General features: G+C 70.8%; 15 protein-coding genes. 9 read left to right on the top strand and 6 right to left on the bottom strand.

Annotated elements, in window-relative coordinates:
- Positions 1-89: 89 nt before the first annotated feature.
- The 3 genes from ACWENQ_RS45855 to ACWENQ_RS45845 are packed head-to-tail and all read right to left on the bottom strand — an operon-like array spanning position 90 to position 3,461.
- The gene (locus ACWENQ_RS45855; protein ID WP_452419778.1) at positions 90-1,277 is read right to left on the bottom strand and encodes a DUF6185 family protein; all 1,188 of its coding nucleotides are present in this window, start codon (positions 1,275-1,277) and stop codon (positions 90-92) included.
- Positions 1,220-2,689, bottom strand: coding sequence for a DUF6185 family protein (locus ACWENQ_RS45850; protein ID WP_452419777.1), 1,470 nt, complete (start codon positions 2,687-2,689; stop codon positions 1,220-1,222). Before ACWENQ_RS45850 ends, ACWENQ_RS45855 begins: the two co-directional genes overlap by 58 nt.
- Before the next feature lie 58 nt (positions 2,690-2,747).
- On the bottom strand, positions 2,748-3,461 hold the full coding sequence (locus ACWENQ_RS45845; protein WP_354922703.1) for a FadR/GntR family transcriptional regulator: 714 nt from the start codon (positions 3,459-3,461) through the stop codon (positions 2,748-2,750).
- 74 nt (positions 3,462-3,535) lie between these two features.
- Between ACWENQ_RS45845 and ACWENQ_RS45840 the strand changes: the two genes are divergently transcribed.
- The 3 genes from ACWENQ_RS45840 to ACWENQ_RS45830 all read left to right on the top strand — a co-directional run bounded on the left by ACWENQ_RS45840 (position 3,536) and on the right by ACWENQ_RS45830 (position 7,099).
- A complete protein-coding gene (locus tag ACWENQ_RS45840) occupies positions 3,536-4,894 on the top strand; it encodes a glutamine synthetase family protein (RefSeq protein ID WP_449931186.1) in 1,359 nt (452 codons plus the stop codon).
- Positions 4,891-6,234, top strand: a complete 1,344-nt coding sequence (locus tag ACWENQ_RS45835) for an aldehyde dehydrogenase family protein (RefSeq protein WP_452419776.1) — start codon at positions 4,891-4,893, stop codon at positions 6,232-6,234. The genes ACWENQ_RS45840 and ACWENQ_RS45835 overlap by 4 nt, the downstream gene beginning before the upstream one ends.
- Positions 6,235-6,334: 100 nt before the next feature.
- Positions 6,335-7,099, top strand: coding sequence for a 3-oxoacyl-ACP reductase (locus tag ACWENQ_RS45830; RefSeq protein WP_452419775.1), 765 nt, complete (start codon positions 6,335-6,337; stop codon positions 7,097-7,099).
- A 114-nt stretch (positions 7,100-7,213) separates the two neighbouring features.
- Here the strand turns inward: ACWENQ_RS45830 and ACWENQ_RS45825 are convergent, their stop codons facing one another.
- Positions 7,214-8,320: an RNA-guided endonuclease InsQ/TnpB family protein gene (locus ACWENQ_RS45825; protein WP_452419774.1), complete on the bottom strand. Its 1,107-nt coding sequence runs from the start codon at positions 8,318-8,320 to the stop codon at positions 7,214-7,216.
- Between the two features lie 73 nt (positions 8,321-8,393).
- On the opposite strand from ACWENQ_RS45825, the gene ACWENQ_RS45820 reads away from it, so the two are divergent.
- From ACWENQ_RS45820 to ACWENQ_RS45805, 4 genes are all read left to right on the top strand, one after another.
- Positions 8,394-9,086, top strand: coding sequence for a gamma-glutamyl-gamma-aminobutyrate hydrolase family protein (locus ACWENQ_RS45820; protein ID WP_449931168.1), 693 nt, complete (start codon positions 8,394-8,396; stop codon positions 9,084-9,086).
- 71 nt (positions 9,087-9,157) lie between these two features.
- On the top strand, positions 9,158-9,322 hold the full coding sequence (locus ACWENQ_RS45815; protein ID WP_452419773.1) for a hypothetical protein: 165 nt from the start codon (positions 9,158-9,160) through the stop codon (positions 9,320-9,322).
- On the top strand, positions 9,319-9,453 hold the full coding sequence (locus ACWENQ_RS45810) for an alpha/beta fold hydrolase (protein WP_452419772.1): 135 nt from the start codon (positions 9,319-9,321) through the stop codon (positions 9,451-9,453). The genes ACWENQ_RS45815 and ACWENQ_RS45810 overlap by 4 nt, the downstream gene beginning before the upstream one ends.
- A gap of 35 nt (positions 9,454-9,488) precedes the next feature.
- Positions 9,489-10,100 (top strand): hypothetical protein, encoded by a 612-nt coding sequence (locus ACWENQ_RS45805; protein ID WP_452419771.1) that lies wholly within the window; start codon positions 9,489-9,491, stop codon positions 10,098-10,100.
- Here ACWENQ_RS45805 and ACWENQ_RS45800 read toward each other — a convergent pair.
- Positions 10,090-11,043, bottom strand: a complete 954-nt coding sequence (locus ACWENQ_RS45800; RefSeq protein WP_452419770.1) for an HD domain-containing protein — start codon at positions 11,041-11,043, stop codon at positions 10,090-10,092. The two genes, ACWENQ_RS45805 and ACWENQ_RS45800, sit on opposite strands and share 11 nt — an antisense overlap.
- Positions 11,040-11,369 carry a PadR family transcriptional regulator gene (locus ACWENQ_RS45795; protein ID WP_449931175.1) on the bottom strand — a complete coding sequence of 110 codons (330 nt, stop codon included), beginning with the start codon at positions 11,367-11,369 and terminating at the stop codon, positions 11,040-11,042. Before ACWENQ_RS45795 ends, ACWENQ_RS45800 begins: the two co-directional genes overlap by 4 nt.
- 114 nt (positions 11,370-11,483) lie before the next feature.
- Between ACWENQ_RS45795 and ACWENQ_RS45790 the strand changes: the two genes are divergently transcribed.
- Entirely contained in the window at positions 11,484-12,851 is a 1,368-nt protein-coding gene (locus ACWENQ_RS45790) for a phenylacetate--CoA ligase family protein (protein WP_452419769.1), read from the top strand.
- Positions 12,848-13,468, top strand: coding sequence for a TetR/AcrR family transcriptional regulator (locus tag ACWENQ_RS45785; protein WP_452419768.1), 621 nt, complete (start codon positions 12,848-12,850; stop codon positions 13,466-13,468). Before ACWENQ_RS45790 ends, ACWENQ_RS45785 begins: the two co-directional genes overlap by 4 nt.
- Positions 13,469-13,609 lie beyond the last annotated feature (141 nt).

Raw genomic sequence — 13,609 nt, 5'->3', positions numbered from 1 at the left:
GCTACGACAAACGCGCCTACATGTTCCTGGGAACCGTCACGGTCGCAGCCTTGGTCATCTGGCTCCGCACGTGATCCAGGAAACAGCTCCTAGGGCGTCCTGGGGACCTGGAACGGATCCACTCCCGGCGCGGGCGGCTCTCCTCCGCCCCCGCCGACGAACTGGATGATCGCCAGGATCGCGGCGATCTGCGCGAGCAGGAAGGTGGCCTGTGACGGCAGGGTCTCCAGCCGGTAGATGTCCAGCACGTACCTGCCGACCCTGCTCCAGGGCGGCAGGACGTTCCTCATCGTGCGGGCGTCCACGTACAGTCCCGTCGCGGTCAGCACGGCCGCCAGGACCACCGCGCGTACCACGAGGCCGTTCAGGTCGCCCATGTCGAAGAGCTGGTCCAGCCCCAGCCTGACCAGGGTGTAGACCAGGTACGTCACGATGAACGGCAGGGCCTTGATGGGGCCGCGCCGTCCCGGTAGCTGGTCCCAGAACAGGCCGAGCAGGTAGCCGGGCACGAACCAGAAGGCCGCCTCCCCGAAGGCGAACACCGGCTGGGCGAGCCCGGCGAACCAGTCCAGCCGTCCCGGTCCACCCGTCAGCACGATGTCGTGCCAGACGATGTACCCGGACGGCACCGACCCGAGGGCGAGCGCGAAGAGCCCGGCCCGCCAGGCCAGGTCGGCCTGACGGCCCGCCCGCCAGGTGACGCCCCCGGCGCCCCGTGACCTGTCCGGGCCGGCCAGCAGGGCCAGGTCGAGCGGAGTCACGTCGGCGGGCAGCACCTCCCTGCCCGAACGCGGCCCCCTGCGCAGCGACCGGAACTCGGCGCGCAGCGCGTCCGCTCCCTCGTGCCAGTCGTCGAGCCCTTCGGCGGAGTCGAGCGGCTTGGCGTCCCACTCCCTGCCCGACCGCCGGGCCCACAGGTACCGCCCGGCCGCCTTCCGCACCTGCTCGATCGTGCCGGCGCGCAGTTCGGCGTGGAGGGGCCGGCCGTCGGCGAGCCGCCGGGCCGACAGCACCCAGGGGCGTGTCGCCTGGAGCACCGCCCAGAGGGTCACCGTTCCTGCCACCAGGGCGACCGGCAGCCAGAGGCCGCCGTAGAAGTGGGAGTAGCCGAAGGCGTTGGCGACGAAGACCCACACCACGAGCGCACGGGCGCCCCCGCCGTCCGGGCCTTCCCGCGCCAGCGTGAACGTCCTGAAGCGCAGCGCCACGACCAGGACCGTCACCGGCCACAGCCACAGCACGTAGCCGGCGAACCAGGTGACCAGGTTGAAGGGCATCCAGAGCAGGTCGGAGGTGACCGATCCTGGTCCTCGGCCAGCCACATGACCCGCAGGCGGTCCCTGGCCAGGGCGAAGCACGCGTATGCCGTGGTGAGCGCGGCAAGACCCCAGCTGACCACCCACACCCAGCGCGGGACGGCACCGCCGTGCTCGCGCAGGAAGGCGCGTCGCATCCCGTTGATCCACGCCGCCGACAGCAGCGCCACCAGCAGGAGATCGGCCGCGGCGATGCCCGCCAGGGTCCAGGGCAGCCCGCCAGGCTCGTCGTCGGGGAAGCCCGCCGTCAGCCACCCCGCCAGCCCTGCCCCGAGGGTGCCCGCCAGCACCGCGGACAGGCCGAGGACCAACTGCCACCGGGGCAGGCCACCGGCCCACAGGACGGCGGAGGCGGCGATGACCAGGACGCCGCTCGACACGCTCCAGAACACCATCCGAGCCGCCCCGTCCGCCACCGGCGGGCCCAGCAGGTCGTAGGTGAGCAGGCGCACCAGGTGCAAGCCGCTGAGGACGGTCGGCACCGCCACGAGCGCCCGGTCCCGCCGGCCCCACCGCAGGTGGATCAGCAGCCCCGCCAGAAGCGTGAGGAACGTCCAGAACTCGCTGAGGAGATCGCGGGCCATCCGCTCGGGATAGCCGCTCATCACGGCGGCACCCCAGCCGTCCAGATCAGGGGTCAGCGTGAACGACACCCGGGCGGTGACCGCCTGCTGCCGCCAGGTGGCGGTGTTCTGGCCCCACGTGCCCGGCGGCGGGCTGGGAGAGCTCAGCCATCCGTCGGGGTGTTCCACCACGATCTCCCGCCAGGGCAGCCGCCACAGGTCCGGTTCGGTGCGCAGCACGAAGTGCCAGTGGCGATCGTTGACCTGGTAGAACTCCCACGGCCCGAAGACGGCGTCGGGCACGCAGCGCCACTCCGCGTCGTCGTCCCTGGCCACGTGCCGCACCCAGCCGTAGTCCGGAACGCTGCACAGGTCCTGATCGCCGAGCCCCTGGCCGTCGGCGACCAGTTCGATGCCCACCCTGACCGTGTCGGTGACCGTGACGCTCTCCTGCCCGATCTCGATCCGGGGCAGGCTCTCCCGCTTCTCCCTCCACCTCACCTCCGGGTCACCGCCGTTCAGCAGGCAGTTCATGGCCGCCTGGTAGCCGCCCTCCCTCGGCTCGGCCAGCAGGTCGGCCACGACGGGATGCGCGCGCGGAACGGTGACCACGGTGACGGCGGTGAGGGTGGGCGCGTCGACGTCGGTGTTGTCCACCTGGAGGCGCGTCGTGCGGACGGTGTCGCCGCGCGTGCCGTCGGGACAGGTGGTGGTGGCGGGATCGGGACCTCGCGAAACCACCCCGACACCGGCCACGATCGCCGCGGTGACCAGGGCCGCACATAACACCGCCACGAGGGTGCCACGCATGTGATCATGATGAACCCGGCGCGACCGGAAGGCACGCTCGGTGACGTGATCGTGACATTCAGCCGAGGAAGGCGCGCAGCAGGGCGGCGGTGCCCTCCAGGTGTTCGGCGACCGCCCGGCTGGCCGCCTCCGGGTCGCCGTCGAGGATGGCGGCGACGATGGCCTCGTGCTGCGTCGCCGCGTGCTCGATGTTGACCTGCAGCATGGGGATCGCGTTGAGCAGGTCGGTCACCCGCAGCCGCGCGTCGGCGCAGGCCGCGGCCAGCAGCGGGGAGCCGGTCAGCTCGGCGATCGACAGGTGGAAGGCCGTGTCGAGGCGGCGGTACTCCTCGGGGCCCGCGGCGTTGAGGTCGGCCAGGCGGCCGAGCAGCACCTCGCGCTGCTCCTCCGACAGCGACGAGCCGGCCAGCACCTGGGCGGCCCCGCACTCGACGGCCATCCGGAAGGTGAGCGCGTCGGCGATCGAGTCGGAGCCCATCTCGGCCACCGCCTGGCGCAGGTCGCCGCTGCCGGGCGCGGGCGGGGCGTAGATGACGAAGGCGCCGCCGTACCTGCCGCGCCGTACGTCGAGATAGCCCGCGTCCTGCAGCGCGCGGATGGCCTCGCGCAGGGTCACCCTGCTGATTCCCAGCTGGACGGCCAGCTCCCGCTCGGGGGGAAGCTTCTCCCCCTGGGCGACCATGCCCAGCTTGATCGCCTGGAGCAGCCGCTCCACGGTCTCCTCGAAGGCGTTGCCCGCCCGGACCGGGCGCAACACCGTCAACGGGTTCATGGCCCCCCTCGGCAGAGGTCTTGACTGCGGCTTACCAATGGTCTAACACTAGCCCAATAGCAGGGAGGGTGACTGTGCCGGGTGGCTTCCTTTCACTAGACGAGTTGCGCGACGAGGTGGCCGAGGGGCGGATCGACACCGTCCTGCTGGCCCTGGTCGACATGCAGGGCCGGATGCAGGGCAAGCGCCTGTCCGCCCGATACTTCCTTGACGAGGTGCTACACCACGGCTCCGAGGGGTGCAACTACCTCCTGGCCGTCGATGTCGACATGAACACCGTCAGCGGCTACGAGATGTCGTCATGGGACCGCGGTTACGGCGATTTCATGATGAAACCCGATATGTCGACGCTGCGGCGCATCCCCTGGCAGGAGGGCACCGTCCTGCTGATGGCCGATCTGACCTGGGAGGACGGCACGGACGTCGTCGCCTCGCCCCGGCAGATCCTGCGCCGGCAACTCGCCAGGCTCGAGGAGCGCGGGCTGGCCGCCTACGTGGGCACCGAACTGGAGTTCGTGGTCTACGACGACAGCTACGAGGAGGCGTGGCGGCGGGCCTACCGCGACCTGACACCGGCCAACCTCTACAACGTCGACTACTCGCTGCTCGGTACCGCCCGCATCGAGCCGCTCCTGCGCCGCATCAGGCGCGAGATGGAAGGCGCGGGCATGTACGTCGAGTCGGCCAAGGGCGAGTGCAACCTGGGCCAGCACGAGATCGCCTTCCGCTACGACGAGGCCCTGCGCACGTGCGACAACCACGCGATCTACAAGAACGGCGCCAAGGAGATCGCCGCCCAGGAGGGCAGGTCGATCACCTTCATGGCCAAGCCGAACCAGCGTGAGGGCAATTCCTGCCATATCCACATCTCGCTGCGGTCTGTGGACAACGAGCCGGTCATGGCAGGGAGCCGGCCGTACGGGCTGTCGGAGCAGGGGGCCTGGTTCATCGCCGGACAGCTCGCCTGCCTGCGGGAACTCACCCTCCTCTACGCCCCGAACATCAACTCCTACAAGAGGTACGTGCCGGGCAGTTTCGCGCCGACCGCCGTCAAGTGGGGTGTGGATAACCGCACGTGCGCGCTGCGCCTCGTCGGCCACGGGCCCTCCCTGCGCGTCGAGAACCGCGTGCCGGGCGGCGACGTGAACCCCTACCTCGCGGTGGCCGCGCTCATCGCCGCCGGACTGCACGGCATCGACAACGAGCTGCCGCTGGAGGAGCCGTTCACCGGCAACGCCTACACCAGCGGCGCCGACACCGTGCCCCACACCCTGCGCGACGCGCTCACGTTGTGGGAGGGGTCGAAGCTGGCCCGCGAGAACTTCGGCGAGGACGTGGTGGCCCACTACGCCAACAACGCCCGCGTCGAGCTGGCCGCCTTCGACGCGGCGGTGACCGACTGGGAACTGTTCAGGGGATTCGAGAGACTGTGAAGATCATCAATCCGGCGACCGAGGCCGTGGTCGCCGAGGTCGAGCTCGCCGACGCGGCGGAGATCGACAGAGCGGTGGAGCGTGCCAGGACCGCTTTCCTGACCTGGCGGCAGGTCTCGCCCGGCGACCGCGCCCGCCTGCTGCGGCGCTTCGCCGAGAAGGTCGACGCGCACGCCGAGGAACTGGCCCGTCTGGAGATCGCCAACGCCGGCCACACGATCGGCAACGCCCGCTGGGAGGCGGGCAACGTCCGCGACGTGCTGCACTTCTACGCCGGCGCGCCCGAGCGCGACCACGGCAAGCAGATCCCCGTGGCGGGCGGCCTCGACGTCACCTTCCACGAGCCGCTCGGCGTGGTGGGCGTGATCGTGCCATGGAACTTCCCCATGGTGATCATGACGTGGGGCGTGGCCCCCGCGCTCGCCGCGGGCAACACGGTGATCGTCAAACCCGCCGAGTGGACCCCCCTGACCGCGCTCCGGCTGGCCGAGCTGGCCCTCGAGGCCGGTCTCCCCGAGGGGGTGCTCCAGGTCGTGCCCGGCGCGGGCGAGGTCGCCGGCGCCCGCCTGGTCGAGCACCCGGACGTCGCCAAGATCGTGTTCACCGGCTCCACCGAGGTCGGCAAGCAGATCGCCGCCACGTGCGCCGGGCAGGTCAAGCGGCTCACCCTGGAGCTCGGCGGCAAGTCCGCCAACATCGTCTTCGCCGACTCCGACCTCGACAGGGCCGCCGCCACCGCGCCCTACGCCGTCTTCGACAACTCGGGGCAGGACTGCTGCGCCCGCTCCAGGATCCTCGTCGAGGCCTCCGTCTACGACGACTTCCTGGTACGGCTCTCGCAGGCCGTCACGAACGTCAAGGTCGGCGACCCGCTCGACGAGAGCACCGAGATGGGGCCGCTCATCAGCGCCGAGCACCTGGAGCGGGTGCGCGGCTTCGTCCCCGACAACCCCTACCTGCAGACGTCATGCCCCGACGGCCCCGGCTTCTGGTTCCCGCCGACCGTCCTCACCTCCGCCGTGACCGACCGCGCCTTCACCGAGGAGATCTTCGGGCCGGTGGTGTCGGTGGTCCCGTTCGCGGACGAGGCCGAGGCGGTGCGGATCGCCAACGACACCCGCTACGGCCTGAGCGGCTCGATCTGGACCCGCGACGTCGGCAGGGCGCTGCGGACGGCCAGGGCGGTCGAGGCCGGGAACCTGAGCGTCAACTCCCACTCCAGCGTGCGGTACTGGACGCCGTTCGGCGGCTTCAAGGAGTCGGGGCTCGGACGGGAGCTGGGGCCCGACGCCCTGGCCGCCTTCACCGAGACCAAGAACGTCTTCATCGCCACCGACTGACCGGGGTCACGGCCCTCCGGCCCCGTCATGAGGCCCCGGGACCCCCGCCCGGGTTCCTGGGCCCGCGCGAGAAGCAGAGCACCCACCGAGAGAAGGACATATGCAGCGCTTGCAGGATCGCGTCGCCGTCATCACCGGCGCCGGCAGCGGAATCGGCCTGGCCACCGCACGACGGTTCGCCGACGAGGGCGCCAAGGTCGTCTGCGTCGACCTCGACGAGCCGACCGGCGCCAAAGCCGCCGACGAGGTGGGCGGCCTGTTCGTGCGGGCCGACGTCACCAACGAGGACGACGTGGTCAGGATGTACCAGACCGCCTTCGACACCTACGGCAGCGTCGACATCGCCTTCAACAACGCGGGCATCTCCCCGCCCGACGACGACTCCATCCTGGAGACCGGCATCGAGGCGTGGCGCCGCGTGCAGGAGGTCAACCTGACGAGCGTCTACCTGTGCTGCAAGCACGCCATCCCCTACATGCGGCGGCAGGGCAAGGGCTCGATCATCAACACCGCCTCCTTCGTCGCGGTGATGGGCTCGGCCACCTCCCAGATCTCCTACACCGCCTCCAAGGGCGGCGTGCTGGCGATGTCGAGGGAGCTCGGCGTGCAGTTCGCCCGCGAGGGCATCAGGGTCAACGCCCTGTGCCCCGGCCCGGTGAACACGCCGCTGCTGCAGGAGCTGTTCGCCAAGGACCCCGAGCGCGCCCAGCGCCGCCTGGTCCACATTCCCGTCGGCCGCTTCGCCGAGGCAAGCGAGATCGCCGCCGCGGTCGCCTTCCTCGCCTCCGACGACGCGTCCTTCATCACCGGCTCGGAGTTCCTGGTCGACGGCGGCATCTCGGGGGCGTACGTTACACCGCTTTGACCTGCTCTCCCGGAAGAGATCCTCTCGGATCGTCCCAGGAGGCTTCCTGCTTCGTCGCCGACCGCCCGTCGGAGAGAGCTCTCCTTGAGGTCTTCCATCAGCTCCACAGGCGTTTCACCTGTCCGCCAGCCCAGCGGCCAGGATGTTCTTGGCGGCGTTGACGTCCCGGTCGTGCACCGCGCCGCAGGCGCAGGTCCACGACCGGACGTCAAGCGGCATACTCGCCCGTACGGCGCCACAGGACGAGCAGGTCTTGGAGGAAGGAAGCCAGCGGTCGATCACCACCAGTTCCCGCCCATACCAGGCCGCTTTGTACTCCAGCATGTGCCGGAGGCTTCGCCACGCCGCATCCGCGACCGCACGCGCGAGCGACGTGTTCCTCATCAGGTTGCGCGCGGCGAGATCCTCCACGGCGATCACTTGGTTCTCGCGAACAAGCCGTGTCGTCACCTTGTGCAGGTGGTCTCGCCGCCGATCCACGATTCGCCCGTAGACGCCGGCGACCTTGACCCGCGCTTTCTCTCGGTTGGCCGAGCCCCTCGCCTTGCTCGCGAAGTTGCGCTGGGCTCTCGCGAGGCGTTTGCGATCTCTCCTCTCCGCCTTCGCACCGATGATCTTCTCGGCGGTGGAAAGCGTCAGGAGCACCGACAGCCCAGCGTCCACGCCCACCGCTTGATCGACAGGCGGCAGCGGTGCGATCGTCTCCTCGACCAGGATGGACACGTACCAGCGGTCGGCGCTGTCACGGGAGACGGTGACGGTGGACGGCCTCGCGGCCAGGGGAAGTGGACGCGACCAGCGAACATCCAGCGGCCTGTCCATCTTGGCGAGCTTCAGGACGCCGTCGCGATAGGTGAACGCCGAGCGGGTGAATTCGGCGCTGGATCGCGATCTCTTGCGGGACTTGAATGACGGATACCTCGCTCGTCCGGCGAAGAAGTTGGCGAAAGCGCTCTGCAGGTGACGCAGCGCCTGCTGCAGCGGCACGCTGGACACCTCGTTCAGGAACGCCAGTTCCTCGCTCCGCTTCCATCTCGTCAGCTCAGCCGAGGACTCCCCGTAGGAGACAGCCTTGCCGTGCGCGGCGTGGGAACCCCTGCGAAGATCAAGTGCTTTGTTGTAGACCAGGCGAACGCATCCGAAGGTGCGGGACAGAAGGTCTGCCTGTGAGGGAGTGGGATAGAAGCGATATTTGTAGGCTCGCTTCACGGTCCTCGCCACGCACCGCACCTTAGCTGAAGGCCAATGTGGAGATGGGCCTTTCCCCGTATGAAGGACCCCTGCAGGAGTTGTGATGACCAGACCCTTGATCGGCATTACCTGTTACGTCGAGCCCGCGCGGTTCACGGTGTGGGAGATGACGACGGCGCTGCTGCCGTACATGTACGTGGAGCAGGTGGTGCGGGCGGGCGGGCAGCCGGTGATCGTGCCGCCCGCCGGCGATCCGGCGTCGATCGTGGACAGGCTGGACGGGGTGATCCTGGCGGGCGGGGGCGACATCGACCCGTCGCGGTACGCGGAGACGGCCCACGAGCGCACGGGATTTATCCGGACATTTCGCGACTCGGCGGAGTTTGCGATAGCGGACTCCGCGCTGAAGGCGGGCATGCCCTTCCTGGGCGTCTGCCGAGGGCTCCAGGTGCTGAACATCACCCTCGGCGGCAGCCTCCACCAGCATCTTCCCGACGTCGTCGGCCACTCGGGGCACGCCCCGGCCCCGGGCGAGTTCGGGCACATGCCGGTCTCCGTCACCCCGGGCAGCCACCTGGCCGCGATCCTGGGCGAGGAGACCGTGACGGTCCCGCACTACCACCACCAGTCGATCAGGCGCCTGGGCACGGGCCTCAACGCCACCGCCCACGCCGCCGACGGCGCGATCGAGGCGGTCGAGTTGCAGGGTCACCGCTTCGCCCTGGGCGTCCAGTGGCATCCCGAGGCCGGCGAGGACGGCTCGCTCTTCCGCGCGCTCGTCGAGGCCGCCGGGTAGATGCGCCTGCACGTCAGGAAGTTCGAGGTGCCCTCCGACCGCTGCGCCTGGCCATCCGGCATCCCGGGCTGGTGCGGCGGCTGATCGTGGCGTCGAGCAGCGTCCTGCCGGTGCCGCCGGACGCCTTCGCGGGGTGGGCGGAGTACGAGCGCAGAAAGCGCGCCCATCCCTCGGTGTGGGACAGCTCGCCCCTGGAGGGAGCGGCTCTTTCCTGCTGCACGGGCGCCAGGACATGACCTTCCCCTCCTCGCTGGTCGCCGCGACCCCGTGCGCCGAGGCGGTCATCCTTGCGGAGGCCGGACACATGGCGCACATCGACCAGCCCGAGGACTGGCTGGCGGCGGTCAGGCGCTTCCTGACCGCATGACCGACCACCGGACGACCGGTACCTCAGGAGGAGACGTGACCGATCAGCGCGCGGAAGGCTGGAAGGCGACCGGCGGGACCGTGGCCGCCGCCGTGACCGAGGTGTTCGCGCCGCAGTACGTGGCGATCGCCATGCCGCCCCTGGTGGGGCTGCTCGCCGACGGCTGGGCCGGCCTGGCGTGGGGGCTGCTGGCCGCGGCGCTGTGCGCGGGCGTGCCCGCGGCCGTGATCGCGCTCGGGGTACGGCGGGGCCGCCTGGACTCGATCCATGTGGTCGAGCGCAGGAGCCGCAAGGGGCCGATGCTGGCCGGATTCGTCGCCGTGGTGGCCGGGCTCGCCGTACTGGTGCTGCTCGACGCCCCGGACATGGTGGTGGCGACGGCGGCGGTGATGCTGGGCTGGGTGGTGGTCATGGGCCTGATCACGCTCGCGTGGAAGATCTCGTTCCACGCGGGGGTGTCGGCGGGCACCGCCGTGGTGCTGGCCCAGGTGCTCCCGGCGCTGCCGGTGCTGCTGGCGGGTGCGGTCGTGGTGGCCGTGATCGGGTGGGCGCGGGTGCGGGTCTCGCACCACACGCCCGCCCAGGTGCTGGCGGGTGCCGTGACGGGCGCGGCGGTCAGCGCGGCGTCCCTGGCGATCACGACGTAGGGTCGGAGTCCTTCAGCCGCTCCCGTACGGCACGCACGCCGCCGGCCAGCACCGGCGGGACGGTGATGAGGATGACCACGGCGTCGCCGAGCCGGTCGGCCGCCGTGTCGAGCACCAGCCAGGCGAGCGGCGGCCCGAGCAGCGCCCACACGCGGGCGTCCGATCTGAGGAGCCACCGCAGGCAGCGTGTCGCGGGGCGCAGGACGCTCCCGGCGGTCAGCGTCGGCCCGCGTACGGCCGCCGCCATCCGCGGCAGCCCCCAGAGCAGGTGCGCCACGAAGCGGGCCCGTGCCCGCCTGCCGGGCAACGCGTGCAGTTCGCCCAGCCACTCGGCCAGCCACCGCGCCCGGACCTCGGCGGGAAGGACGAGCGCGCCCACCGCGAGCGCGTGGAAGGAGAAGCGGACCTCGGCGGGCGCCGACAGCACCGCGCCGGCCAGCTCTTCCAGCTCCACCCTGATCCCGTCCAGGCCGAGCCGTGCGGCGGCCGGCGCGAACGCCTCCAGCGTTTCCCGGGACTTGCGGCGCTGCTTGTCCCTCGGCAGGAACTCCATCGTCCGCTGGTTGTGCAGCCGGTCGGCCAGCTTGAGCATGAGGAGGCGGTCGTCGGCGCACCTTTCCAGGTCGGCGGGGTCGTGGAGGGTGCCCATGCTGCTGACCAGCGTGACGATTTCCTCGCCGAAGTCGCGCAGCAACGCCTCCTTGGTGCACGCGGAGTCCTCGAGGACGTCGTGGAGGAGCGCCGCGCAGAGCATCTCGTATCCCGCGTCGAGTTCGGCGAGGATGGCGGCCACCGCCACCGGATGCCCGATGTACGGCTCGCCGCTGCGCCGTCGCTGTCCGCGGTGCCAGAACGCGGCGACCGCGTGAGCCCGCTCGACCAGGTCGAGCTGCGCGGGAGGTAAGGCCCTCGGGAGGGCGTCGAGGATGGGCCGGATGCTCATAGCGCCTCCCCGGTACGGCCGAGCCACCAGGGGGCGGGCTGTCCGCGCGAGCGATGCGCCCGTGCGATGGCGGCGCGGCCGCTCTCGAGGCCGTCGGGGGTGAGCCGGTAGTAGCGACGGGTCGGCCGCTTCTCGCGGATGCCGACGCCGGGGTCCTCGTGCCGGCTCTCCACCCAGCCCAGGCCTTCCAACCGGCCGAGGATCGGATAGACGGTGCCGCTGGCCAGGCCGGTGGCGTTCATGAGTTCCAGGCCGTAGAACTCCCGGTCGGGAGCGTCGAGGAACGTTCCGAGCACCAGCTGGAACGTCATCGTCATCTTCGGCATAGCTCGAACTCTACATAGCTCCGGCCGTCCGGCCTGTCTCCCGAGGGCCACACCCTCCTGGCGAAATTCTGGCATTTGACTGACATTTGTCATTGCTGTGACAGAATGTTCCGCATGAAGGAGAGCATTCCCCTGGTGCTGCGAGACGCACGCCGTACCAGACGACGTCACGCGTGGGCGGCCGTCCAGCGGCGGCGGCTCGCCGACCTCGTCGAGCACGCCCGCACCCACTCCCCCTACTACCGCGACCTCTACCGGGGGCTGCCGTCCGGCCTCGACGACCCCGCCCGGCTGCCCGTCACCGGCAAGGCGGCGCTGATGGCGCACTACGATCAGTGGGCCACCGACCGGGAGGTGACGCTTGAGCGGGCCCGCGCGTTCGTCGCGGACCCCACGCTGGTGGGCGGTCGCTTCCTGGACCGGTATCTCGCGGTCACCACCTCCGGCACCACCGGCAACCCCGCGATCTTCGTGAAGGACGACCGGGACATCGCCGTCAACTACGCCCTCGGCATGCGCATGATGGTGTCCTGGCTGGACGCTGGCGACGTTCCCCGCATCGTGGCCGGCGGCGGGCGGATGGCCATCGTGGCCGCGGCCAACGGGCACTTCCTGGTCTCGGCGGGCGCCGCCCGCATGCGCGCGAGCCGGCTGCGGCGCAGGACCGTCCGCCTCTTCCCGGTGCACGCCCCGCTCGACGCGCTGGTCGAGGCGCTCAACGAGTTCCGGCCCGCGCTCCTGCTCGGCTACGGCAGCGTCCTCGGCATGCTGGCCGCCGAGCAGGAGGCGGGGCGGCTGCGCATCGCTCCGGCGCTGGTGGAGCCCGCCGGCGAGACGCTGACCGGCGGCGACCACGAGCGGATGGCCCGCGCGTTCGGGGCCAAGGTGCGCGACACCTACGGCGCCAGCGAGTGCCCCTTCCTGACCGAGGGCTGCGCGCACGGCTGGTACCACGTCAACAGCGACTGGGCCGTGGTCGAACCGGTGGAGGCCGACCACTCCCCCACCCCGCCGGGCGAGCCGTCGCACACGGTCCTGATCACCAACCTGGCCAACCGGGTGCAGCCGATCCTGCGCTACGACCTCGGCGACAGCGTCCTGCGACGGCCCGACCCGTGCCCGTGCGGCGACCCGCGGCCCGCCCTCCGCGTCCAGGGACGCGTGGCCGACCTGCTCACGTTCACCACCGGGCGGGGCCAGGGCGTCATCGCGCCGCTGATGCTCAACACACTGGTGGATCGCACGCCGGGGGTACAGCTCTACCAGATCGTCCAGACCGGCCCGGCCGGCCTGCGCGTACGGCTGCGCGCCACGCCGGAGGCGGACCCGGAGACGGTGTGGCGCGCCGTCCGCGAAGGGATCGCCGGCCTGCTCGCCGAGCACCGTCTGGAGCATGTCATCCTGGAACGCGCTGACGAGCCGCCGCAGCAGTCCGCCGGCGGAAAGTATCGGACGGTCATCCCGCTGAAGGATCCCGCATGACGTCACCCGAAGCACCCGGACTGCGGGAACGCAAGAAGGCCGACACCCGCGCCGCCATCCAGCGGCACGCCCTGCGCCTGTTCCGTGAGCAGGGCTACGACGCCACCAGCATCGAGCAGATCGCCCAGGCCGCCGACGTCTCGCACCGGACCGTGTTCCGCTACTTCCCGACCAAGGAAGCGCTGGTCACCCTCGACGACTACGACACCCTCATCGCCGCGGCCTACGCGGCCCAGCCGGCGGAGCTCGGCCCGGTCACGGCCCTGCGCAACGCCTTGCGCGCCGTGCTCACCGGCGTGACCGACGCGGACATCGCCGCGAAACGGGAGCGTCAGGCGCTGGTGCTCAGCGTCCCCTCCCTGTGGGCGGCCAGCCTCGCCAACATCACCAGAACCAAGCAGACCCTCACCGACCTGGTCGCGGCCAGGCTCGACCGCCCGTCGTACGACGACCGCGTGCGGGCCGTCAGCGGCGCGGTGTTCGGCATCCTGCTGTCGACCTGGCTCGACTGGGCCCAGGATCCCGGCATGGACGCCCCCGCATCACTGGACCGCGCCCTCGCCCACCTGGAGAGCTCCCTCAACCAGGACCGCCCCGACTCGTCAGGGCCCGGCTGACCGACGACCGGCCTGGCGCGTCCCCCCAATGGCGCCGGGCCGCGGGTCAGCACTCGATGACGTTCACGGCGAGACCGCCGCGTGAGGTCTCCTTGTACTTGTCCAACATGTCCCGACCCGTATCCCGCATCGTCTTGATCG

This window comes from Nonomuraea sp. NPDC004354 (assembly GCF_053602555.1).
This window is presented reverse-complemented; position numbering and strand designations above follow the sequence as displayed.